Annotated in this window: 19 protein-coding genes; 10 read left to right on the top strand and 9 right to left on the bottom strand. The window is 56.1% G+C overall.

Features of this window, described 5'->3' with window-relative positions; translation table 11 throughout:
* Window positions 1–11 precede the first annotated feature (11 nt).
* Genes GOW40_RS07765 through GOW40_RS07750 form a run of 4 tightly spaced genes read right to left on the bottom strand, consistent with a single transcriptional unit; the run spans window position 12 to window position 3,505 of the window.
* On the bottom strand, window positions 12–1,154 hold the full coding sequence (locus tag GOW40_RS07765; protein ID WP_171132038.1) for a saccharopine dehydrogenase family protein: 1,143 nt from the start codon (window positions 1,152–1,154) through the stop codon (window positions 12–14).
* Window positions 1,155–1,157: 3 nt separating this feature from the next.
* The gene (locus GOW40_RS07760) at window positions 1,158–2,213 is read right to left on the bottom strand and encodes a saccharopine dehydrogenase (protein WP_171132040.1); all 1,056 of its coding nucleotides are present in this window, start codon (window positions 2,211–2,213) and stop codon (window positions 1,158–1,160) included.
* Between the two features lie 15 nt (window positions 2,214–2,228).
* Window positions 2,229–2,843, bottom strand: coding sequence for a glutathione S-transferase family protein (locus GOW40_RS07755; RefSeq protein WP_171132042.1), 615 nt, complete (start codon window positions 2,841–2,843; stop codon window positions 2,229–2,231).
* A gap of 11 nt (window positions 2,844–2,854) precedes the next feature.
* The gene (locus GOW40_RS07750; RefSeq protein WP_171132044.1) at window positions 2,855–3,505 is read right to left on the bottom strand and encodes a histidine phosphatase family protein; all 651 of its coding nucleotides are present in this window, start codon (window positions 3,503–3,505) and stop codon (window positions 2,855–2,857) included.
* Between the two features lie 139 nt (window positions 3,506–3,644).
* Between GOW40_RS07750 and GOW40_RS07745 the strand changes: the two genes are divergently transcribed.
* From GOW40_RS07745 to gcvP, 4 genes are all read left to right on the top strand, one after another.
* Window positions 3,645–4,832, top strand: coding sequence for a Zn-dependent hydrolase (locus GOW40_RS07745; RefSeq protein WP_171132046.1), 1,188 nt, complete (start codon window positions 3,645–3,647; stop codon window positions 4,830–4,832).
* A gap of 298 nt (window positions 4,833–5,130) precedes the next feature.
* Window positions 5,131–6,225 carry a glycine cleavage system aminomethyltransferase GcvT gene (gcvT, locus tag GOW40_RS07740; protein WP_171132048.1) on the top strand — a complete coding sequence of 365 codons (1,095 nt, stop codon included), beginning with the start codon at window positions 5,131–5,133 and terminating at the stop codon, window positions 6,223–6,225.
* Between the two features lie 18 nt (window positions 6,226–6,243).
* Window positions 6,244–6,609, top strand: a complete 366-nt coding sequence (gene gcvH / locus GOW40_RS07735; protein ID WP_171132050.1) for a glycine cleavage system protein GcvH — start codon at window positions 6,244–6,246, stop codon at window positions 6,607–6,609.
* A gap of 112 nt (window positions 6,610–6,721) precedes the next feature.
* Entirely contained in the window at window positions 6,722–9,577 is a 2,856-nt protein-coding gene (gene gcvP / locus GOW40_RS07730; protein WP_171132052.1) for an aminomethyl-transferring glycine dehydrogenase, read from the top strand.
* Window positions 9,578–9,722: 145 nt separating this feature from the next.
* Here the strand turns inward: gcvP and GOW40_RS07725 are convergent, their stop codons facing one another.
* On the bottom strand, window positions 9,723–10,826 hold the full coding sequence (locus tag GOW40_RS07725; protein WP_171132054.1) for a GFA family protein: 1,104 nt from the start codon (window positions 10,824–10,826) through the stop codon (window positions 9,723–9,725).
* A 197-nt stretch (window positions 10,827–11,023) separates the two neighbouring features.
* Window positions 11,024–11,887 carry a LysR family transcriptional regulator gene (locus GOW40_RS07720; RefSeq protein WP_171132056.1) on the bottom strand — a complete coding sequence of 288 codons (864 nt, stop codon included), beginning with the start codon at window positions 11,885–11,887 and terminating at the stop codon, window positions 11,024–11,026.
* An 86-nt stretch (window positions 11,888–11,973) separates the two neighbouring features.
* Between GOW40_RS07720 and GOW40_RS07715 the strand changes: the two genes are divergently transcribed.
* The gene (locus GOW40_RS07715; protein WP_171132058.1) at window positions 11,974–12,732 is read left to right on the top strand and encodes a sulfite exporter TauE/SafE family protein; all 759 of its coding nucleotides are present in this window, start codon (window positions 11,974–11,976) and stop codon (window positions 12,730–12,732) included.
* Between the two features lie 208 nt (window positions 12,733–12,940).
* Here GOW40_RS07715 and GOW40_RS07710 read toward each other — a convergent pair whose 3' ends face one another.
* Window positions 12,941–14,533, bottom strand: coding sequence for a GMC family oxidoreductase (locus GOW40_RS07710; protein ID WP_217352266.1), 1,593 nt, complete (start codon window positions 14,531–14,533; stop codon window positions 12,941–12,943).
* Window positions 14,534–14,682: 149 nt separating this feature from the next.
* Between GOW40_RS07710 and GOW40_RS07705 the strand changes: the two genes are divergently transcribed.
* The 4 genes from GOW40_RS07705 to GOW40_RS07690 all read left to right on the top strand — a co-directional run bounded on the left by GOW40_RS07705 (window position 14,683) and on the right by GOW40_RS07690 (window position 19,573).
* Complete coding sequence (locus GOW40_RS07705) at window positions 14,683–14,910, top strand: hypothetical protein (RefSeq protein ID WP_171103143.1); 228 nt, start codon at window positions 14,683–14,685, stop codon at window positions 14,908–14,910.
* Window positions 14,911–15,627: 717 nt separating this feature from the next.
* Window positions 15,628–16,950, top strand: coding sequence for a mechanosensitive ion channel family protein (locus GOW40_RS07700; RefSeq protein ID WP_171103141.1), 1,323 nt, complete (start codon window positions 15,628–15,630; stop codon window positions 16,948–16,950).
* Window positions 16,947–18,560 carry a mechanosensitive ion channel family protein gene (locus tag GOW40_RS07695; protein ID WP_254444367.1) on the top strand — a complete coding sequence of 538 codons (1,614 nt, stop codon included), beginning with the start codon at window positions 16,947–16,949 and terminating at the stop codon, window positions 18,558–18,560. Before GOW40_RS07700 ends, GOW40_RS07695 begins: the two co-directional genes overlap by 4 nt.
* 125 nt (window positions 18,561–18,685) lie before the next feature.
* Window positions 18,686–19,573, top strand: coding sequence for a sulfotransferase domain-containing protein (locus GOW40_RS07690; RefSeq protein WP_171132062.1), 888 nt, complete (start codon window positions 18,686–18,688; stop codon window positions 19,571–19,573).
* Window positions 19,574–19,842: 269 nt separating this feature from the next.
* On the opposite strand, the gene GOW40_RS07685 is transcribed toward GOW40_RS07690, so the two are convergent.
* A complete protein-coding gene (locus GOW40_RS07685; protein ID WP_254444365.1) occupies window positions 19,843–21,126 on the bottom strand; it encodes a cytochrome-c peroxidase in 1,284 nt (427 codons plus the stop codon).
* A gap of 3 nt (window positions 21,127–21,129) precedes the next feature.
* Between GOW40_RS07685 and GOW40_RS07680 the strand changes: the two genes are divergently transcribed.
* Window positions 21,130–21,600 (top strand): tetratricopeptide repeat protein, encoded by a 471-nt coding sequence (locus tag GOW40_RS07680; RefSeq protein ID WP_171132064.1) that lies wholly within the window; start codon window positions 21,130–21,132, stop codon window positions 21,598–21,600.
* Window positions 21,601–21,630: 30 nt separating this feature from the next.
* Here GOW40_RS07680 and dctP read toward each other — a convergent pair whose 3' ends face one another.
* Window positions 21,631–22,692: a TRAP transporter substrate-binding protein DctP gene (dctP, locus tag GOW40_RS07675; protein ID WP_171132066.1), complete on the bottom strand. Its 1,062-nt coding sequence runs from the start codon at window positions 22,690–22,692 to the stop codon at window positions 21,631–21,633.
* Window positions 22,693–22,709 lie beyond the last annotated feature (17 nt).

The following is a 22,709-nucleotide window of genomic DNA, read 5'->3' as shown; positions in this document are numbered from 1 at the left end:
ATGATCGCAAGTTATTTCGCGTGATCCACCACCTGCAAATGCTGCGCCAGAATGTCGATTTGGGCCATCCAGTCCTGCACCAGTTTCGGATCGCTGGGGGCTGCGTGAACACCGGCGGGAATGGCGCGGTTCTGTACGGCCTCGACCGCCAATGACACAGGAACCGACACAAGACGCGCCATGGCCGTGCCGCGTGCGTCGCCCCATGCATCCATGACATAGGTTTTGTGCCAGACCGGCACACCGTCTTTTTCGGCCTTCAGGCCCACACACAGAACCACGCGGTCGGGTTCACCCTCGTCATAGGCGTTTTCGGCCCAGAACTGATCGGACATCTCTTTCAAACGTGCATCGCCTTCGGGCCCCGAAAGGGTTTCGATCTCGGCAAACACATCCGACCAGGCATCCGCCCATCCGTTCAGGCGCAACGTGCCGCGCACGAATTCCTTGACCGGCCAATGGTCTTCAAACTGGTATTCGGCCATGAACGGGATCGAGTCCCGGTTTGGATAGACCTCAAAGCTTTCAGGTGTGGGCAGCGGCGCGATATAGCTGGTGATCGCGTCCCAGGGACGGGCAACCTCCAGCGGCGCGTAATCGCGGATGGATTTCGACGGAGACCGCAGGGCCTTGAGCACCCCAAGCGGCGACCAGCTGAATTTGTACCGAAACGGATTGGGGATCTTGGGAACACCGCCGCAATAGGAAATGAAGCTCAGGTGGTTTTGCGCATCAAACGCGTCCGAGGCGCGATAGTCGGAAACCAGCGCATGGGCCATGAGGTGATCGATGCCCGGGTCCAGACCTACCTCGTTGACCAGCGCCACTCCGGCTTCGCGCGCCTTGTCGTCCAACGCGCGCATTTCGGGTGCGATGTAAGACGACGAGACAAAATTGGCCTGTTTCGAGATCGCCAGCTCGGCCAGTGGTACATGCCAGTCACCGGGCAGCATGGACACAATCACATCGCCGGGCTCCAGCACGTTGCCCAAAGCCTCGATGTCAAAGGCGTGGATATCGTCCGTCAGATCGCCGATCTCGGCCTTGGCCTTTTTGATGGTCCGGTTCCAGACGGTGACTTTGTGCCCACCTTCGATCAGGCGGCGCAAGCCGGGGATGGCCGACAGGCCGGTGCCACACCAGTGAATCGTCATTGCTCAGATCCCTCTCATATGCGTTTTGTAGGTTGCTTCTGCCCGGCCCCAGACGCCCTTGTCCAGATCGGCCAGAGTCAGCAGCGAGGGCAGCAGTTGCGCCGCGTAGTCTTGTGAACTTTCAACCGGCAGCATCGACGGAAGGTTGTCGATCGCCATGACGTCCATCACAGGGTTTGTGGCCACACGCAACGCCGGTGCGTCCCAAGTCGTAGCCCGGTCATAGACCGGCACCGGGTTATAGTCACTGTCCGGGTCACAGGCGACATCACCGATCGCAGTCAGTTTGCGCTCGGCTGTCAAAGCATCACGTGGGACAAAGACCGGTGTGCCGGGGCGCGCAAAGATGCAATTCAGGAACAGATCGTGGTGCAGGATTTCGGGGAACGGTCCGCCACTGGCGGTTTCGGCCATATCCCATTTGGTGACGGTGACACCCATGGCTTCGCACAGGTCAGAGGCCCCGGTTCCGACGCGCCCCAAGGCACCGATGACAATGGCGCTGGGTCGGGCCGCACCCGTTGCGTCCAGCTCGGCCAGAAGCTCGGCGTTCAACCTGTCTTTGTCTGCATAGACGCCCACGGGCGGGCATTCCTGCCCGCGTTGCTGCGCAGCCCATGTTTTCAAAGTTACGGCGGCCCCGGCATAGCCAGCCCAGTACCCAAAGGCCGCAACACGCCGTCCATCCTCGTCCACCAGATATTCAAGGTCATAAAGCGTACCTCCCCCGGCCTTGAACCGTTGCAGCAAGGCGCGGCCGGAATGCTGGCCCTTATAGGCATGGCCGAACATGATATGGCGGTGGGGTAGGGGAGAGCCGTCCTCGGGCAGTTCCTTCAGGCCAGAAATGATCGCGTCGGTTGGCGCTTGCGGCCAGGTATTTTCCGGCGCGATGTCACAACCCGCCTGTTTATAACCTTCGATGGGAATGGCGCGGACATGGCTTTCTTCGACGGTCACGCGAATACCCGCTGCGATCAGCGCTGCGGCCCCGTCAGGGGTCAGCCCGACCCGTTCCTCGTTCGGGCGCTGTTCTGCCCGGACCCAGAGATGTGTCATCGCGTTTCCTTTTGTTCAGAGCATTCCAGCCGCGCGCACGGCTTGAACAGACGGGCGCGCCTCCATCGCCTCGCGGAACGCGACGATTTTGGGAAAGGCCGAGACATCGACCCCGTCGCCTTCCAGCCAGCTGCACACCACATAGAGGTAAGCGTCGGCCAATGAGAACGCCTCACCCAAAACAAACGGCCCGCGCAGACCGTTTGCGCAGACATAGTCGCAGGACGCTGTCATCGTTTCGGCCACTTTTGCAGCCATGTCTTCCCAGCTTGTCTCTTTATCCGCCCAGCGATGCCCACGCATCTTATGCGCATGGTTCACATGCATGGTCGACGCCAGATAGAACATCACCTCACGCATACGGCCAGCCAACACAGGGTCTGTTGGTACCAGACCGGCTTGCGGTGCTTTGGCCGCGACATATTCCAGCAACGCGCCGGTCTCGGTCAGGATGCCACCATCAACCGCCAGGGCAGGCACGCGGCCCTTGGGATTGATCTGCAAATAGGCGGGCTTCATCTGCTCGCCACCGGCAAAATCCAGCTTGACCGCTTCATAGTCCAGCCCGGCCTCTTCTAGGGCAATCGCAACGGCAACCGAGATCGTGCGCGGGGCGTAATAAAGCTGCATCAGAGGTCTCCTTAAAGATGGGTCTGGGCGTATTGCCGGTCGGGCGCTTCCAGATGGGGAACGGCGTTGAACAGAACCGGGCTCAGCTGCGCCCCGATCGGATGCAGACGATGCATTGAGGTGTTCATGATGGCAAGAGCCACCCGCGCCATAGACGGTATATCCAACCCCATCGCCTGCCGCACCACCATCGAGATCAACCCGCCCGAGGTCACGATGATTGCTGGCCCCCCTTCGGTGCCAATCTCGCGCAGCGCATCGCTCACACGGGTTTCGAACTCTTCAAACGTTTCGGGCGCATCCGTGATCTCTCCTCCAGCCCACGCGGCAAAGGTTTTGGGCAGATGCTCGACAAATCCTTCGCGGTCCGTGGGGATCGCCACGCCGTGTTGTTGTTCGAACAACTGCGCGAGAGTGAAATACTCGATCTCATTCAATCGCGCATCCCGAACCGGCTCAGACAATCCCATGCTGGCGGCGGTTTCGGCATGGCGGGTCAGAGTTCCGCAATAGACACGCGGATAGTAGATGTTGGTGTCGCGCAGATGCGCGCCCAGCCAGCGCGCCTGCTGGTGCCCCAAATCGCTGAGCTTGTCATAGCTGACCTCGTCGCGGGCCGCCGTGTTCGCCTGCCCGTGACGCACCAAAGTAATATGTGACATGTCGGTCCCTCTTGGCGCCAAGTCTTAGGGCAGCTTTCCACCCGGGACCAGAGGGGTTTGAACGCTGGACCAAAAAATCCTCGCGCCGGGGCGGTTTACGATTATGTTTGGCCCGACAATCAGATCGACAGGGGGGCTTATGGCCATCGATCATCAGCGTTTCATCGACGACCTGCACAGCTTGCGCGCATTTGGCGCCTCGGGCGTTGGCAAAGGCGTTATCCGCCCCGCCTATTCCGAGGCCGATATCGCGGCGCGCAAGTGGCTGGCCGGGCGCATGACCGAGGCGGGCCTGACCCCCCATTTTGACCCTGTCGGCAACCTGTTTGGCTTGGCTGATGGACCTTCGCTGCTGATGGGATCCCATTCCGACAGCCAGCCCGAAGGCGGCTGGCTGGACGGCGCGCTGGGCGTGATCGCGGCCTTGGAAATCGCGCGATCCAGCGACCGGCCTATTTCTGTTGTCAGCTTTCAGGACGAAGAAGGACGGTTTGGCGTGACCACCGGCTCGGCCGTCTGGTCGGGTGGATTGCCATTGGACAAGGCCGACGCGCTGACCGACGGAACGGGGATCCGCTTTGACGCAGCGCGCGGCGCCATGGCTGATCTGTCGCAAGATTTCGTTGATCCCGACCGGTTCTCGGGTTTCATCGAGATGCATATCGAACAGGGCCCCACACTGGACGCCTCGGGTGAGACAATTGGTGTGGTCACCGACATCGTCGGCATTCGTGACATGACAATCAGTTTCGAGGGTCAGCAGAACCACGCCGGAACCACGCCCATGCACCTGCGGCGCGACGCGTTCCAGGCGCTGTCGTTGTTCAACACACAACTGAACGACCGGTTCCGCAACGTGGTCACTCCGCAAACCGTCTGGACCATTGGGCGCGTCGACCTGCACCCCAATGCCTCGTCCATTGTGCCCGGGCGCGTGCGGTTTTCGAAGCAGTGGCGCGATGGTGATGCCGATCGCCTGGCCCGGATGGAAGAGATCATTCGCGTCACAGCGCAAGAGGTGGCGGACGACCTCGGTATGACCCTCGATTATGGCACGCTTCTCGGGTTGGAGCCTGTGGCCATGGATTTGACCCTACGGACGGCATTGGAAACGGGCGCAGAGCAGGTGGCTCCGGGGAAATGGCGCAGGATGCCGTCAGGCGCTTTGCATGACGCCACCAACGTGTCCCGGCTGATGCCGGTTGCGATGCTCTTTGTCCCCTCGATCAATGGAATCAGCCATGATTTCGCAGAAGACACGGATGAGGCGGACCTGATAGCGGGCCTCAACGTATTGGATCATGCGGTTCGGTCGCTCGGCACCTGAGAATCGTTTGGCTCCCAAAAACCCATACCAATCAGTGGGGTGGTCGCGAAAATCGCGTTTAATGGCATTCCGCGGTCACAAGAGATTTACTCTGGGTTTGAGAAGCCAGCACAAGGCGTGTTGCCTAACGGAAAAAAGTTTCCTATAGGAACATCAGCGATGCATACGCCCGCATACCGCTCTGTTCACCAAAGGCTGTTTCGTCTGACACGAAGTGGAATCTTTGCAATCTGTGCGGCTTGAGGCAGACTGACACAAATGCATTCGGACCGATAGATACAGCAAGAAGGTATCCGCCATGACCGATGTAAAGCGCACACCCCTATACGACCTGCATGTCGAGCTTGGGGGCAAGATGGTCGATTTTGCTGGCTGGGAAATGCCGGTCCAATACCCGGCGGGTATCATGGCAGAGCACAACCAATGCCGCGAAAAGGCCGCTCTGTTTGACGTGTCGCATATGGGTCAGGTGATCCTGCGTGGCGATGCCGTGGGCGAAAAGCTCGAAACCCTATGTCCGCAAGCCTATGCAACCCTGAAAGAGGGCAAGGCGCGCTATGGGTTTTTCACCAATGTGAATGGCGGGATCATGGACGACCTGATCGTATCGAACGCAGGAGATCAATACTTCGTTGTGGTGAACGCGGCGCTGCGCCATCAAGACATCCCGCATATGCGCGACAATCTCGATGGCGTTGAAGTCATTGAAATCTTCGACCGCGCCTTGGTTGCGGTGCAAGGCCCCGCAGCGGAAAACGTCGTGGGCGCGCTCTGCATTGCCGCGCGTGACCTGAAATTTATGGAAACCACTGTGGCCGAGATCAACGGTGTCGAGTGCCGCATCTCGCGTCTGGGCTACACGGGCGAAGACGGGTATGAGATCTCGATCCCCGAAGACAAGGCCATCGAAATCACCCGTGCCTTTCTTGCCCACGAAGATTGCGAACCCGCCGGTCTGGGCGCGCGCGACAGCTTGCGGCTTGAGGCCGGGCTGTGCCTATACGGCAATGACATCGACCAGACAACTTCGCCCATAGAGGCCAGCCTGGGCTGGGCGATTCAAAAGCGCCGCAAGGAAGAGGGCGGCTTTCCCGGTGCCGCGCGGATCCAGCGCGAACTGGCTGAGGGACCAGCGCGTAAGCTGGTGGGGATCAAACCCGCTGGCCGCGCGCCTGCCCGTCAGGGTGTTGAGATCCAAAGCGCAAATGGCGCCTCCATCGGCCAGATCACCTCGGGCGGGTTTGGCCCAACAGTCGGTGGCCCAGTTGCAATGGGCTATGTGTCGGCAGGTCATGCGGAACCCGGCGAGACGGTGAACCTTATTATCCGGGGCAAACCGCAACCAGCCGAGATCGTGGCGCTGCCCTTCGTCAAACAGAATTACAAGCGTTGAAGTCAGGAGAGAGACAAGATGGCAACCTATTACTCCGAAGAGCATGAATGGATCGATGTCGACGGCGATACCGCGACGCTGGGCATCACCAAACATGCTGCCGAACAGTTGGGCGACGTGGTCTTTGTGGAACAGCAAGAGGTTGGCGACGAGTTCGAAAAAGATGATGAGATCGGCGTGATTGAATCCGTCAAAGCTGCGTCCGAGCTCTATGCCCCGGTGGATGGCGAGATCACCGAAGTGAATGAAGCCCTGGCAGACAATCCCGGCGCTCTGAATGACGACCCAGAAGGCGAAGCCTGGATCTACAAAATCAAGATCACGGACGCCTCGCAGCTCGAAGATCTGATGGATGAGGCTGGCTACAAGGCATTCATCGGCTAGAACCCGGTGGCGGTTCTTTCGCGAGACCGCCTCTTCATCTTTTTTCAAATACTCCCGCCGGAAGCTCCCGCACTCTCCGCCGGGCCTGACCTATCCGTGAGGAGCGCACCACATGGCTTTCAAACTGACCGATTACGAAGCCTATGACTTCGCCAACCGCCGCCATATCGGGCCCAGCCCGACCGAAATGCGCGATATGCTCAAGGTTATCGGCTTCAAGACGCTGGATCAGCTGATCGACGCCACCGTTCCACCCGCGATCCGTCAAAAAGAGCCGCTGGATTGGGGTCCGGCGATGACAGAACGCGACGCGCTGTTTCATATGAAAGAGGTGGCAAGCAAGAACAAGGTTCTGACCTCGCTGATCGGGCAGGGCTATTACGGCACCACCACGCCCGCGCCGATCCTGCGCAACATCCTGGAAAACCCAGCCTGGTACACCGCCTATACGCCCTATCAGCCAGAAATCAGCCAGGGCAGGCTCGAAGCACTTCTGAACTTCCAAACCATGGTCAGCGACCTGACCGGGTTGGACGTGGCCAATGCCTCGCTGCTCGACGAGGCCACTGCCGCCGCCGAGGCGATGGCGATGGCCAAGCGTGGCGGCCGCTCCAAAGCCAACAACGCGGCCTTTTTTGTCGACAAGAACTGCCATCCGCAAACCATCGCGGTGATCAAAACACGGGCCGAGCCTTTGGGCATCGACGTGCAGGTTGCCGACCCCGACACGCTGGACGCAGGTGCGGTGTTTGGCGCAATCTTCCAGTACCCGGGAACCCATGGTCATGTGCGCGATTTCACCGCTGAGATAGCGGCGCTGCATGAGCACAAGGCGATTGCCATCGTCGCCGCCGACATCCTGTCGCTGGCGCTGCTGAAATCACCCGGTGAGATGGGCGCCGATATCGCCATCGGCTCGACCCAGCGCTTTGGTGTACCCATGGGCTATGGTGGCCCGCACGCCGCCTATATGGCCACCACCGACAAGCTGAAACGCTCGATGCCGGGCCGTATCATCGGGGTCAGTATCGACAGCCGGGGGAATAAGGCCTATCGCCTGTCGCTGCAAACCCGCGAACAGCATATCCGCCGTGAAAAAGCCAACTCGAATGTCTGCACCGCGCAGGCGCTGTTGGCAGTGATGGCGTCGATGTATGCGGTCTATCATGGCCCTGATGGCATCAAGGCGATTGCCCAATCGGTGCACCGCAAGACCTCGCGTTTGGCCATCGGTTTGGAAGAGGCAGGGTTCTCGGTCGAACCCGAAGTGTTCTTCGACACGATCACGGTCGAAGTTGGCCACCTGCAAAAAACGGTTATGGAAGCCGCCGTCGCGCGCGGCATCAATCTGCGTAAAGTCGGTGAAACCAAGGTTGGCATCAGCCTGGACGAGCAGGCCCGCTCCGAGACCATCGAGGCTGTCTGGGGTGCCTTTGGTATTGACCGTAAGGTCGACCGCACGATCGTGGCGTATCGCTTGCCTGATTACGCCCTGCGCGAGACGCCTTATATGACGCACCCGATCTTCCACAAGAACCGGGCCGAGGCCGAGATGACCCGCTATATGCGCCGTCTGGCCGACCGCGATCTGGCGTTGGATCGCGCAATGATCCCGCTGGGGTCCTGCACCATGAAGCTGAACGCCACGGTCGAGATGATCCCGGTCACCTGGCCCGAGTTTGGCAACCTGCACCCGTTTGCGCCGCAAGATCAGGCGCAGGGCTATCGTGAGATGATCGACGACCTGAACGACAAGCTGTGCCAGATCACAGGTTATGACGCGATCAGCCAGCAGCCCAACTCGGGCGCGCAGGGCGAATATGCGGGTCTTCTGACCATTCGAAACTATCACATCGCGCGGGGCGAAGGGCATCGCAATGTCTGCCTGATCCCGACCTCGGCCCATGGGACCAACCCGGCCTCGGCCCAAATGGTGGGCTGGCAGGTGGTGCCGGTGCAGTCTGACGAAAACGGCAATATCGATCTGGACGATTTCCGCGCCAAGGCGGAAAAGTACAGCGACAATCTTGCGGGTTGCATGATCACCTACCCCTCGACCCACGGCGTCTTCGAGACCACGGTGCAAGAGGTCTGCCAGATCACCCATGATCACGGCGGTCAGGTCTATATCGATGGCGCGAACATGAACGCCATGGTGGGGCTGTCGCGGCCCGGTGACATCGGCGGCGATGTCAGCCACCTGAACCTGCACAAGACCTTCTGCATTCCGCATGGCGGTGGAGGCCCCGGCATGGGACCCATCGGCGTCAAGGCACACCTGACCGAGCATCTGCCCGGCCACCCGGAATACGGCACCGCCGTGGGTCCGGTCTCGGCCGCCCCGTTTGGGTCGCCTTCGATCCTGCCGGTTAGCTGGGCCTACGTGCTGCTTATGGGCGGTGCCGGTCTGACCCAGGCCACCAAGGTGGCGATCCTGAACGCCAACTACATCGCGGCGCGGCTCAAGGATGCTTATCCGATCCTCTATACGTCCGAGACCGGTCGTGTGGCGCATGAATGTATCCTCGACACCCGCCCGCTGGACGCCAAGGCGCATGTCTCGGTTGATGACGTGGCCAAACGGCTGGTTGATTCAGGATTCCACGCCCCAACGATGAGCTGGCCGGTGGCTGGCACCCTGATGGTCGAACCCACCGAGTCCGAGCCCAAGGACGAGCTGGACCGCTTCTGCGACGCCATGCTGTCGATCCGGGCCGAGGCGCAGGATATCATTGACGGCAAGATCGACGCCGAGAACAACCCGCTGAAAAACGCCCCCCATACGGTACGCGATCTGGTCGGCGACTGGGATCGGCCTTACACGCGCGAACAGGCGTGTTTCCCTCCGGGCTCGATGGGGGTCGACAAATACTGGCCACCGGTCAATCGCGTCGACAACGCCTATGGTGATCGCAACCTCGTTTGCACCTGCCCACCGATGGAGGATTATGCAGAGGCAGCGGAATAACAAAATCCGCGGATCGGCCCGCGCTTTGCAGTAAATGTTGCGCGTGGCCGCAGTCCATTGGCCCGGTATTTTGTGTCAATCAAAAGCTTCCGGAGAGATCTCCGGGAGCGGAGTGTTAAGGTCCGGTCGGCGGACAAACCTGCCGTTATTCACTGTCCTTTGCGGGATCAATCTTCTTTCCTTCTAGCCTGTTAGCAACGCGATCCTCTGAAAAAGGTGGAGTTGGTCCGGAGCTTGGTTCACCCACAGCAACCCAACGGGATGACATCCGCGGATCTTCTTCTGTTCTAATTCTGGGTAAGTCGTCATGTATGTCGACCCAAGGTATTTGACTTTCGACGCCATAGTGAAGCTCAGGCGGAAAATCAGCTGGATTGTCGAGCGTCCCCACACGGATCGAATAGTATCCGATGTCTTTGATGTCGGTATAAATGCTAGTCCCGCAATTCCTGCAAAATGCGCGCTCAGAGAGCTTTGAAGAAGCGTACAAGCCCGGTTCTTCGCCTTCGAACGTCACATTTGGCTTCTCGAAAATCGCCCATGCATTCAATGGCGAACCAAGAGCCAGTTGACAGTGTCTGCAATGGCAAAACCCAACAGCGACTGGCAGAGACCAAACCTGGTAGCGAATTGCTCCGCACAGACATCCGCCTGCAGTGACTGGTTCTCGTTTAGCTGCCGTGAGGAACGGCCAGCCAATCGGCTTGGTCTCTTCTCCTGCAGCCGTCAAAGTCGAACGATAAGCTCGGACAGGCTGCACAATGTTTTTTAGTTTTCGATGACCGAGATCTACAAAGGCATGCTCAATTTTGGCTTTGACCTGATCAAACACGCTGCCCGAGATACAAAGCTCACCTGGTTTGGCAATTTCTTGAAGGCGTGACGCCTGATTTACGCCGTCCCCAAAAATGTCATCGCCAATGACAACAATGTCGCCAATGTTTACGCCGGTACGAAGAGTTATTTTCAGGTCGTCGGCTATGTCGGCTTCCCGTTCCGCGATGACTTTTTGGACTTCCAACGAGCAGGCAACCGCATCTACTGCCGTTGGAAACTCAATCAACAGGCCGTCTCCCATTGTTTTAACAACACGCCCGTCATGTACTGCGACCCGGCGCGAAACGATACCGTCGAAGCACACTCCAAGCCGTGCTAGGGTTCCCTCTTCATCAATTTGCATGAGACGCGAGTAACCAACGACATCGACCGAAACGATGGCCGCAAGCTTTCTGATCTTAGGCTTTGGCATCTCGGCAGGTTACGTCAGATTAGAGAGCTCGCATAGTGTGCATTGTTATCAGGGGTGTTTATGATCTTGCGTGAAGACTTAGCACACAAACATGCGCTTTGCGACCATCGTGCATTCGAAGCGGTCGTTGTGCAGATCTAGGCGAGCGTCTGTGTAGCGGACAAAGTCGCCGTTCGCTGCGAGTGTGCGAACGTTCGCTATTGGGTCTTGCTCGATGCGAAGGCTAGTTGCTCAATCAATATTCCCTGACAACCGCTGGGATCATGTGGTGCTTGGTACGCGGCCAAAGCGACGGACGCGAGTTGTGGTAGGCCAAAGGACGATTTGGCATGTACCAAGGGCGACACAATCGTGTGCGACGGCATCACAGAAAGCGCGAGACCGGCCTGAACCAGCGTTCTGACCCCCACCGGATGTGGGCTGAGGTGCGATACGCGCCCTTTCATTCCTGCGGCGTCCAAGGCGCGTAAAGCGTAGCGTCTGAGGTCTCGACCGTCCGTCAGAAATGCCAAAGGGACAGGCCCCTCAACCGGCATTTCAAAGTTGGACGACGCAGCCCATGCCAATTCAACAGACTGCACAAACGCGCGTAAGCTATGGCGTCCTTGGTCCATCATGAAAGCGACATCGATATCCCCTTCCTCTAGACGCTGAAGCAATCGATCACTGCGGTCGCATTGGATCTGAATCTGAATGTCGGGTCGCAATTTGGCGAAAGTAGTCAAGGTCTCTGCCACAAGTGACATGGCGAGTGTCACTGTCGTTCCCAACCTCAAGACCTGACGAGCATTGACTGTTTGTACCGCCTCTACCGCTTCTTCGGTGAGAGAAAGAATACGTTTGGCGTAGACCAGAAAAACCTCTCCATCTGGTGTAAGGGCAACTTTCCTGCCCCGCCCGCGAGACACAAGTTGCTGACCAAGGCTAGATTCGAGCTTGTTGATCTGAGTACTGACTGCGGATTGGACGGTATTTAGTCGTGCTGCCACCTGGGTGAAACTGAGTTCGTCCGCCAACATGGCGAAGGTGCGCAGCTCTTTGAGGTCGGGTAAAATCTCCATACCAGATTTTTAAATCGAATTTTAACCGTTTCATAGATTTTATTTACTTCGATATGCGTGGACCCGAAAGCTGAGGGTCTCTCAAGATGGATCAATCAATTGCATTCTATGTCATTGCGGTCGTGGCCATTGTGCTGACGGGTGTGTCTAAAAGCGGTTTTGGTGGCGGTCTGGGTGTGATGGCGGTTCCTTTGATGTCGCTTTTTGTAACACCTCAGTTCGCAGCTGCAGTCATGATGCCCATCTTGCTAACAATGGACCTGTTGATTGTTTGGCGCTACCGAGCCACTTGGGATCGTCGGATCATACTGGGTTTGCTGCCAGCAGCCCTTGTTGGTCTGGGTTTAGGAAGCTTGTCGTTTCACTACATGGATGCGAATGCGGTGAAGTTTCTGGTCGGGCTCCTCGCGGCGTTCTTCGTGATGCAATTCATCGCCTCGACTCGGGTGGAACTCTCTGAACAAGAAACGCCGCGGCCAGTCGTTATTGCACTTGGAGCGCTCTCTGGGTTCGCCAGCTTCATCGCCCATGCGGGCGGTCCGCCGGTGAAGGGCTACTTGCTGCGGCAGCAGCTCGAGAAGTCTTGGTTTGTGGGAACCAACACGGTCTTTTTCTTCATATTGAACTTCCTGAAGACCATCGCCTACGGGGCGTTCGGAACTCTTTCATTAACGAGCTTGCAGATCAGCGCCGTGCTATCGCCAATGCTGTTGTTCGGTGTCTTTATCGGTTTTCGGCTCCACACAGTTGCAAATCAGAGAGATTTTGTGAAAGTTGTCTATGGTTTTCTGGCGCTAACCGCCGTGAAACTGCTCTATGACAGCGGGACATTTTTTCTCTTGTAGAATAAAACTGCAAAGCTGCCGTTCGTACGAATTGCAGCATCGGTCGATTGGGCTCAATATTGCCGTTCTTTGCGGTTTGCATGGTTGGCGGGTCGCAGCCCTAACCGGACACTCCCAACTAAACTTTGCAAATCCCCATAAGCGGGACAAAGCTACTGGTGAATCTTTCGCAAAAATGCCTCTTATCTGACGCCTAGCAGTTTTTCACTCAGACCCGCGCGGCGATCATTTCGGCAGCTTTTTCAGCAATCATAATCACCGGCGCGTTGGGATGTCCGGTGTTCATTTGCGGCATCACAGACGCATCGGCAACACTCAACCCTTCAAGCCCGTGCACCTTCAAGTCGGGAGCAACGACGCAATCATCGCTTTGCCCCATCCTGCAACTGCCAACGGGATGAAAAGACGTCGACGAAATCTCGCGGATGTCCGCAAGAAGTTCTTCGTCGCTCTGGGCGTCCGCCCCTGGAGATATCTCAACTGGATCGAGCTTCGCAAAAGCTTCCTGTGACACAATCTTCCGCGCTTCTTTGATGATCGCGCGCATCAGATCGACGTCCGCCGGATCGCTAAGATATCCAGGATCGATAATGGGCCGATCCAATGGGTCGCTTGATGCAATCGTCACACGCCCTCGGCTCCAAGGACGGGTCGGAAAACCAGAGATTGTGAAACCGTGGCGATCCGGTGGGCGATACTCCGGGGCTCCCAAGCTTATGAAATATGGGATCATAAGCAGTTCTATATCGGGAATATCGACATGAGGTCCGGATCTCAGAAATGCACCAGACTCAAAGTGGTTCGTTGTCAGGGGCCCGCGCGACTCCTCTGAGTAGAGACGCTCAACTTCCGCAGTTTGCTCAGAGCTTCGGCCAAAGAAGGTCAAGGGTTGATCGATTTCCCAACGGGCGCGGTAATGAAAATGATCCTGCAGATTTTCGCCCACACCGGTCAGGTCATGCTTCACCGGGACGCCGACATTGTTCAACAGGTCTGCTGGGCCAATTCCTGAGAGTTGCAGGATCTGTGGTGAACCTATGGCCCCCGCCGCCAAGACGGTTTCCTGTGCTGTTGCATTGTTCAGTTCGCCCTTGGCGACAAAATTCACACCGGTCACAGAACTGCCCTCAAGTTGCAACGACATGACAGTCGCGCCAGTCACAACGGTCAAGTTGGGACGCCCCATCGCTGCGGAGAGGTATGTCTGCGCGGTGCCGCCCCGCCGGTTATCCTGCAAAGTCGCGGGGAAATAACCGCAGCCGTCCAATTCCGTGCCATTCAGATCGCCATTAAACGGAATCCCGGCCTGCTGGCAGGCTTGGATAAATGTCTCGGTCAAGGGCGACCGCTCGCCTGGCTTAGTCACAGTTAGCGGACCACTGTCTCCATGGATCGAAGGATCTCCATCGACTTCCCAATTCTCAGCCTTCTTGAAATAGGGCAGCACATCGTCCCATCCCCAGCCCTTAGCACCCATTTGGGACCACGTGTTGTAGTCTTTCGGATGCCCGCGCAGGTAAATCATGTAATTGATCGAACCAGTGCCGCCGATACATCGACCGCGCGGATAGGCGATCTGGCGCCCTGAAAGTTCACCCTGCGGGGCGGTTCGAAAGGCCCAATCGAAGCGTGTATTAGTGAGCGCGCCAAATTTTGCGGGTGTGGAAACTCGGGGGTCGTCGTTCGATCCACCGGCCTCTAATAGCAAAACGGAACGCTTTACATCTTCGGTCAAACGAGCGGCGAGCACGCATCCTGCGCTTCCGGCGCCAACGATAATAACGTCATAACTATCCGTCATGTCAAAACCCCAAACTACCAATCCGGAAAGAGTGGCGGACAGTCTGCCCTTTATCAAGCAACACATTTTGCGGAGGTTGGGTATGTCCGCTTTGGGCTCTGAGCCGTCAGCCGGCCTGAATTTTTCGAGCGTCAGCTTCTGAAAACTGAATGGCGGTTTATTGGGCTAAGTCAGTGAAAACGCCAGATCAACTTGAACATTGCAATGTCTGCTTTCGGGATTGGGTTGCAGTTCGAACCGCTGCAGCGCCGCAAGGCCGCTTTGAGCCCAAAGCCGCTATTTCCATCGTGCAGCTGTGCTTTAAAAATACGCTGATTGCTGAGAGCTCAAAGAAGACGTGGAGTTTCCCTAAACCTACCGTTTTTGAAACTTTTTAGTGCTAGCACACACGGTGCATTGGTACTTCGGCATTGTAATAGAATAGTTGTTTTAAAATCAAAAGTTAGTAAATGCCCCGCGTCGATTGCCCTGGGATGGGATCGACGCAGGACTGTAGGAAAGTGCTAGGTAATCAAAACGATGCCCGCACTCACTACGGGAAACATCTTGGTATATTGATGTTTGATTTTTCTATGTATCCAATTTGCATATTTGATAGGGCCAATTGCTGTCAATTTCGGAGAGCGTAATACGACAACTCCTCAAGGTGGTACGTTTTGGCGGCAAGTTTCCTGAGTACTTTCTTAGATCTGTTTGGCCGCTTTTTTCGATTGTTCCAGTTGAAGCTATTCCAAAACGGTCGCATAAAAAACAACAAAGATGGAAAAAGCTTTCGTGAAAACAGTAAGTGAGCTTTGTGGTTCTGTTTTCCGTGCTGCGCTCCGACTTTCTCTGAAACTCATTCTGGATGTTAATACGGCCCACGACCGGTAGAGGGATGGAAGAGGGCGGTGGGTAGCAGTTACTCGAACTGGCGTAAGCGTTTTCCGGAGAGTACATATTTCCGGCTGATCTGGGTGAGTGATCAGATCTAGAGTTAGACCCAAACAGAGTATCTGTTGATCACTGCGAAACATTCAAACATCAAGATAATTCTGGATTTTTTAAGTCTGTGTGTGCTCTCTTCGACTGTTAAGGCAGTAGGGGACAGACAGATGAGACAATCGCTGAGAACGTTAATGATTTGGTCATTCGTTTGGTTCACGGCATTTTCGAGTGCTTTTCCTGCCGGCGCGCAAGAAACTGAGGAGGACCAAGAGGCTGTAGAGGTCGAGAATGACGATCTTATTAATGCAGTCGTTGATGAGATGATTGCGGCCGATGATCTCGAGATCCTACTTGTTCCCTTAACTGTGGAAGAGCTTGCCCAGATCGCTGGTACTTGGCAGAGTTATGTACGTTCTCGGCTCGAAGAAGTCGCGCAAGTAAACTTGCAACTTCGATCGGCGAGCGGAACTCGGGAAGACAACTTGCGGTCTCAGTTGTCCTCCTTGAACGACGCTGGATCAGACATTCTCAACAAGTATCACCTGGTGCTCGAAGCATGGACCCTGAAAGGCGCAAAGGCGGAAGATCTGGAGCCGCATACTGACTATATTCTCGCGTTGAAAACGGGAGCCCTAAAAACGACCGATCTTCAAACACTTTTTCAGAACGCTTGGGCGTGGTTGTTCTCGTGGGAAGGGGGCGTCGGTCTGCTGATGGCCGGTCTGGGTGTTTTGTTGGCAGTCTGGGCCATGATGTTCGTTGCTCGAATAGTGCGCCGTGTCACTGAACAGGGTCTGAACAAAATACCGACTATCTCCAGAATGCTGAAACGCTTCATTGCCACCACCGTGTACTGGGCCGTCTTCGTCCTTGGCATACTCGTCGTTTTAGCTTTGTTCGGAGTTAACGTTACACCGCTTTTTGCCGTACTTGGCGGTTTGTCGTTCATCCTAGGTTTCGCATTGCAGGAAACGCTAGGAAACCTCGCAAGCGGTTTGATGATCATGGTTCTCAAGCCATTCGACACTGGCGACTATATTCAGGTTGGTGGCTCTTCGGGATTTGTTGATGAGATGTCGGTGGTTTCAACCAAGATCAGAACATTCGACAATCAGATTATCATAGTCCCGAACAGCAAGATTTGGGGGGACGTGATAACCAATGTAAGCGCATCCGAAGAACGTCGCGTCGATCTGGTCTTTGGAATCGCCTATTCGGACAACGCTGCCCAAGCAATTGAAGTGCTCAAAGACTTGGTTGCGCGACACCAGCTTTGCCTAAAAACGCCAGAACCAGAGATCTTCGTGGGTGAGTTGGGAGACAACTCCGTCAACATCTTCTGTCGCCCTTGGTCCAAGTCAGATGACTATTGGACCGTTTTTTGGGACCTGACCGGCCAAGCAAAAGAGCGGTTTGACAAAGAAGGAATATCTATACCGTTCCCGCAACGCGATGTGCACATTATTCCCGCAGAAGGAGCAAAATCATGAGGGCTCTTACACTTTGGTTGCTGACACTTCTATTCGTCTGCGGTGTCGCGTTTGCTCAGTCGGAAGAAATTCTCGCACCGGCTGAAGATGGAGATGATCCCGAATTCATTGCACCGGTCATTGTGGATGGTGAAGAGTTGTTCTTGGTTCGCGGATCAAGTGCGCTGCCCGCGACCGAACGAGCGAGAAAGATCGAGGAGCGGATCGCTCAGGTCGCCGATGCTTCGACGAGAGCTTCGGTTCAAATTCAAGTTTCGGACGCTGAATTTGGGAAAATGATACGCGTTGACGGGCAAATGGTTACGATAACCACCCAAGCTGATGCTGAGCACGAACAAATGGCCATTGATGTCCTGGCTGGGCTTCAGGCTGAAGCGATTGAGACAGCAATCCTTCAATACCGAGATGCCCGGTCTAATGAGGGCAGAGTAGATAGTGCGATGGCTGCATTTGCTTGGACGGCAGTCTTTGCACTCGCTTCGTATACGTTTTTTGCGCAGCGGCGAAAGCTATTGGGCTATATCAAAAATAACCTAGAAAAGAGAGCTGAAAGCGTTGAGGAAGCCACGAAGTCGATCTTGAGAAGTAGGGCAATTGCCTCGATTATCGTCTATTTAATCCACATATTGATGTGGGTCATGTTTTTATTCTTCTTTTACTACTACCTATCATTGGTGCTGCTCTCCTTTGCTGAGACGCAGGCTATTGCCCAAATACTTTTGAAGTACGTGAGCGAACCGCTCGTCACCGTTGTTCTCGCCATTGTTGGATACATACCCAACCTTATCATGCTCGGTATCATCGCAGCTGTGACACGGTTGGCCATTCGTGGCATCGATCTGTTTTTTGAGAATCTTGAAAACGGCGCTTTTGAACTCAAAGACTTTGAAGAGCATTGGATTGCACCCACAAAAATGTTGGTCAGGGCATTGATCATCGTGATCGCACTGGTGTTCGCTTATCCCTATATTCCCGGCTCCGACTCCCGGGCTTTTCAGGGTTTGACAATTCTGGCGGGTATCATGGTTTCGCTCGGTTCGAACACGGTTGTGTCAAATATGATGGCCGGTCTGTTTGTCATCTACAGACGCAGTACCAACGTCGGTGATCGCATTCAGGTTGGCGACAAGATTGGCGACGTCACTGAGATTAAACTGATGGAAACACTCATCAAATCGATCAAGAACGAGATGATCAGCATTCCAAATGCACAGCTGCTCAATTCCGAGGTCGTAAACTACTCGCGTAAAGTGGATGGCCGAGGGCTGTTGGTTCACACGACAGTAGGGATCGGATACGAGGAGCCACCAAAGAAGATCAAAGCGATGCTGATAGAGGCAGCTCACCGAACTCAAGGGTTAAGAAAGAACCCTGAACCTTTTGTGCTTTGGACGCAACTGGCTGACTACGCAATCAATTATGAGATCAACGCATACACTTCGCGCGGATCGAGCCTGCCCAAGATTTTGTCCGATTTGCGTGAAAACATTGTCGATGTGTTCAATGAGAACGGAACACAGATTATGACACCGTCATACATAGCAGATCCGCCTAAACCAAAAGTTCCAACAGAAGAGTGGGACGGTAGGCTTGCTCATCATGTTGAATAAACCGCACTCAGAAATTGGCTTTCAGTGTTCGTATTTGAGTTTCGTGTTGTAGAAAACGGTGATTGAGAACGCTTGTCTGCTTTTTCAGCCTTGCAGACACAGTCTGCACGCAGGAGATTTCAGACATGAAGAACCGAAAGCTCTACCTTGGTCCCCTTACTGACAATAGACGCTGGGATATGGTTCGCATCCGCCCAGACGATGTTTTCGTAGTGACACCTCCGAAATGCGGAACCACCTGGATGCAAACGATCGTATCTCTTTTGTTTTCTGGTGATCCCGAAGTTGAAACGGAGTTGTCCCTAAAAATGCCTTGGGTGGACATCCGAATCCGAGAGATGCCTGAAGTCGCTGAACGGCTCGAAGCTATGAAGCATCGGCGCAGCATGAAAAGCCACACGCCAATGGATGGGCTACCTCTAGATGATCAAGCGCAGTACATCTGTGTTTTTCGTCATCCACTGGATGCGCATTTCTCCTTTCGCAAACACGTGAAAAACATCCCAATGACCTGGTTTGACTCATGGTTTCCCGAGAACGATGAAGAGGGCATCACGTTCCGCCGCTTTCTGGACGGTGGAGCGGAGGGATTCGATGGAGATGCAATGCCGCTCGCACATATTCTCCAGCATTACAAAGCTGCTGCGGCAGTTTCCGACCGTCCGAACGTATCGCTTTTCCACTATGCGGATATGACACGGGATTTGAAAGGCACGTTCTCCAGACTGGCTGACATCTTGGACATGACCTACTCCGAAGCAGTCATGGAACAACTTGTTCAGGCTGCGACCTTCGACAATATGAAGGACAAGGCAGAGCGCTATGCTCCATCAGGTGGTAAAGGGTTCTTCAGGTCGGATGCTGAGTTTTTCCACAGCGGTACGAGTGGCAAATGGCTCGGAAAACTTACGGTGGACGAACTGGCAAACTACGACAGCATAATGAATGCATACCTAGATCCCAAAGATCGAGCGTGGTTGGAGTATGGCTCTCGGGGAAAAGTCGATACCTAGACATCGTTGTCGGCCTTCTCAAGGTAGCTACGCTTTGTCCGCTGAGCGGAAGTAGATGTTGCAAACCACGCTGCGCTCTGCATGAACGGCCGCTTTTCTCGCAGCGGAGCGGCTAAGACTTTTGGCCTTCGCGTTGCTGCACTTGCGAGCATTAGCACCGAAGTACTTCCGGATTGGGCTCGCAACGGACATTAAGCTTCGAGTTCGACAATCGTTAATTGCACCATTTGCTGCAAAGGCTTGGTGCTCGAAGGCGGGATTTTGTCTTCTTAGGGCTCAAACCCCTCGGGAACGCCAAAGGGCGGGGTGTCGGTGCTGGTTCCTGTCAGCGCGTTCAGGAAGGCGACCAGAGCGTCGATTTCCTGATCTGTCAGCTGCACTGGCTCTATGTCGACTTTGCTCTGCACCCGTTGCAGTTCAAGCTGATCCTGCCACACCACGAAATCTGCGGTTTGCAGCCAAGGCACGTCTGGCAGGTCGGCCATCTGGGGTGTCCATTCTGCAAAGCTTGATTGCGGGTCCAGATGGTGGCGGATCATGCTTTCCAGATCGGGGAACGCGCCGTTATGGCCATAGGGCGCCGTCAGCGCCACGTTGCGCAGCATCGGGGTGCGGAACCGATAGGCGTCCTCAAGACGGTTGCTTTCGCCCATCCGCCCGACATCGCGAGCATATGGATCCCATTGGCGGGTCCGTCCGGGGCCGAAAGGCGGCAGGGCGAGTGCGTGAAACGCTTGATCCGTCATCAGCGGGCCGGAATGGCAGTTGGCACATTGCGCCTTGCCGTAAAAGAGCCGCATCCCGTCTTCTTGAGATGCGGATAACGCCGTCTCGTCCCCCGCGAGAAAGCGATCAAACGGGCTGTCGGTGCTGCGCCATTCGATGGCCATGAACGCAGCCAGCGCGTTGGCAATCTGGGTGATGGTGATGTCTTCGGTCGCGTCGATCTCATCAAACGCCGCGACCATGGCCGGACCGTAGCTGGGATCCGTGCGCACTCGCTTGGCCAGGATCGGCCAACCCAGATCAATCCGGTCCGCAACCGCGCCGGTCACCTGGTTCTCACCCACATTCCCGGCCATCTCGAATTGTGCGGTGAGCGGGAACAGCGCCTGCGCCGCCAGCAGCGAATTCAGCCCATCGGGCAGCCATTCCTGCGCCGGAGAGTTGAAGCCGTTGCCATAGACATCAGACAGGCTGAGCCGCCCGTCATGAAACACGGTGTGAAGGTCTTTGGCGCCAAGGTTCCACAAGCCGGGCGAGTTGCGCGGGATGCGTTTGCGGATCTTGTCCACCCCGGTGCCGGGCGTGCGATCCGGGCCCAGACCCTGCCCACCCTCGCCAATGCCCAGCGACAGGCCATCAGAGGTGCCGAAATCAGGATGGTGGCAATGGGCGCAGGATATGTTCTGATTGCCCGACAGGATCGGGTCGTAAAACAGTTGATGACCAATCGCGGCCTGTTCCATATCAAAGGACAGGAAATCATCATCACTCAGCGGGCGCGGCAGGTCTTGGGCTGCGGCAGTCCCGGCAATCAGGAAAGCACCCAATCCATGCGCCAGCTTGTATTTGCCCTTTGCCTTTTCACGACGCCCGCACTGGCCGAACTGGAACAGGCGCGCGATTTGATGGAAGAGGGGAAATTTGAAGCCGCGCGCGAGGAATTGCTGCCCGCCGCGCGCTCGGGCAATGCCGAGGCTGAAGAGCTGATCGGTGTGATGTACGGCTTGGGCCTTGGGGTCGAACAGGATTACGAGAGGGCCTTTGAATGGTATCTGCGCGCCTCGATGAAAGGGCATCCGGGGGCGCAATCGGGTGTCGGATGGTACTACGAGGTGGGCTTGGGCATGCCTGCGCCCGATCTGGTGCGCGCCTATATGTGGTACACGCTCAGCGCGATTGGTGGTGATCCCGATGCGGCGATCAGCCTGGAAGAAGTGGTCAAGAAAATGTCGCCGGAGCAGATCGAAAGGGCGCATGTGCTGGTGAAGGACTATAAAGGGTGGATGTACCCGTTTCGGTAAAGGCCGGGCCCGAAGGCCCGACCCATAAGCTTAGTTCAGATCCGCATCGCGTGACGCGTTGACGTCAGCCTCGGCTGCCGCGACCGCTTCGGTCAGAGCCACAAAGATCTCATCCCCGCGGGTTACGTTGGACTGGAACCAATCATAAACTGGTGTTGCCGCCTCTTTGAACGCAGCCTTCTGCTCGGGCGTGGGAACATAGAGGTCGCCTCCGCCAGCAACAAAGTCTTCATAGGCCTGGATCGATTTGCGCTTGGGTGAGGCAAAGGTGGCCTGCTGCAGCGCATAGAAGCCGTCAACCACCACGCGGCGCATGTCTTCCGGCATCTCCTGGAACTTGGCGTTGTTCATCCACCACAGCGCGCCCATATAGGCGTGGCCGTCCAGCGTCACATATTGCAGGCCCGCATCAGGGAATTTCATGCCCATGATGTCGGTGATCCCGTTCTTGGAACCTTCGACCACACCGGTCTGGAAGCTGGTGAACAGTTCCGGCCATGGGATCGGGGTGGGCGACGCGCCCAGAGCTTTGACCAGTTCCTGCGGAAGATCGGCCACCACAGTGCGGATCTTCAGCCCCTCCATGTCCGCAGGCTCGGCGATACGGCGCTGTGTGTTGGCAAAGTTGCGCCAGCCACCGGTGTTGCCGATAGTCATCAGACGGATCGCGCCGCCGGAATCCTCAAGCGCCATATCGCGCATGGTCCGGGTGAAATCACCCGACAGTACATGCTCGGCAATGCGGTCATCCGCCATCAGATAGGGAAGGTCCAGAACCTGCACGTAAGGAAAGATCCCCGAGGCACCGCCCGAGGTGGAAATATAGATGTCGATGGTGCCGTCCGCGACACCTTGCAGACATTCCGCACCGTTTGAACACAGCTGGGTGCCGATGAACAGCTCGACCTCAATCGCGCCGTTCGAGGCCGCTTCGACATAGTTTTTGAAAACAATCAGACCGTCATAGTCTTCGTCGTTTTCATTCGAGTTGGCCGTGGCGCGCAGCGTATAGTCGGCTGCTGTTGCGGCCACCGCTGAAGCGGCGACCAGCGATGTCGCCACCGCTGCGGATTTGATGAAGTTTCTGAGCATGCGTTTCCTCCCTGTGA

The organism is Ruegeria sp. HKCCA6707 (genome assembly GCF_013033515.1).
In the GTDB taxonomy this organism is placed as follows: domain Bacteria; phylum Pseudomonadota; class Alphaproteobacteria; order Rhodobacterales; family Rhodobacteraceae; genus Ruegeria.
This window is presented reverse-complemented; position numbering and strand designations above follow the sequence as displayed.

Coding starts and splice junctions, on each gene's coding strand:
- GOW40_RS07765 (WP_171132038.1), bottom strand. CDS start 1,154: ATGACGATTCACTGGTGTGGCACCGGCCTGTCGGCCATCCCCGGCTTG.
- GOW40_RS07760 (WP_171132040.1), bottom strand. CDS start 2,213: ATGACACATCTCTGGGTCCGGGCAGAACAGCGCCCGAACGAGGAACGG.
- GOW40_RS07755 (WP_171132042.1), bottom strand. CDS start 2,843: ATGCAGCTTTATTACGCCCCGCGCACGATCTCGGTTGCCGTTGCGATT.
- GOW40_RS07750 (WP_171132044.1), bottom strand. CDS start 3,505: ATGTCACATATTACTTTGGTGCGTCACGGGCAGGCGAACACGGCGGCC.
- GOW40_RS07745 (WP_171132046.1), top strand. CDS start 3,645: ATGGCCATCGATCATCAGCGTTTCATCGACGACCTGCACAGCTTGCGC.
- gcvT (WP_171132048.1), top strand. CDS start 5,131: ATGACCGATGTAAAGCGCACACCCCTATACGACCTGCATGTCGAGCTT.
- gcvH (WP_171132050.1), top strand. CDS start 6,244: ATGGCAACCTATTACTCCGAAGAGCATGAATGGATCGATGTCGACGGC.
- gcvP (WP_171132052.1), top strand. CDS start 6,722: ATGGCTTTCAAACTGACCGATTACGAAGCCTATGACTTCGCCAACCGC.
- GOW40_RS07725 (WP_171132054.1), bottom strand. CDS start 10,826: ATGCCAAAGCCTAAGATCAGAAAGCTTGCGGCCATCGTTTCGGTCGAT.
- GOW40_RS07720 (WP_171132056.1), bottom strand. CDS start 11,887: ATGGAGATTTTACCCGACCTCAAAGAGCTGCGCACCTTCGCCATGTTG.
- GOW40_RS07715 (WP_171132058.1), top strand. CDS start 11,974: ATGGATCAATCAATTGCATTCTATGTCATTGCGGTCGTGGCCATTGTG.
- GOW40_RS07710 (WP_217352266.1), bottom strand. CDS start 14,533: ATGACGGATAGTTATGACGTTATTATCGTTGGCGCCGGAAGCGCAGGA.
- GOW40_RS07705 (WP_171103143.1), top strand. CDS start 14,683: ATGGCGGTTTATTGGGCTAAGTCAGTGAAAACGCCAGATCAACTTGAA.
- GOW40_RS07700 (WP_171103141.1), top strand. CDS start 15,628: ATGAGACAATCGCTGAGAACGTTAATGATTTGGTCATTCGTTTGGTTC.
- GOW40_RS07695 (WP_254444367.1), top strand. CDS start 16,947: ATGAGGGCTCTTACACTTTGGTTGCTGACACTTCTATTCGTCTGCGGT.
- GOW40_RS07690 (WP_171132062.1), top strand. CDS start 18,686: ATGAAGAACCGAAAGCTCTACCTTGGTCCCCTTACTGACAATAGACGC.
- GOW40_RS07680 (WP_171132064.1), top strand. CDS start 21,130: ATGCGCCAGCTTGTATTTGCCCTTTGCCTTTTCACGACGCCCGCACTG.
- dctP (WP_171132066.1), bottom strand. CDS start 22,692: ATGCTCAGAAACTTCATCAAATCCGCAGCGGTGGCGACATCGCTGGTC.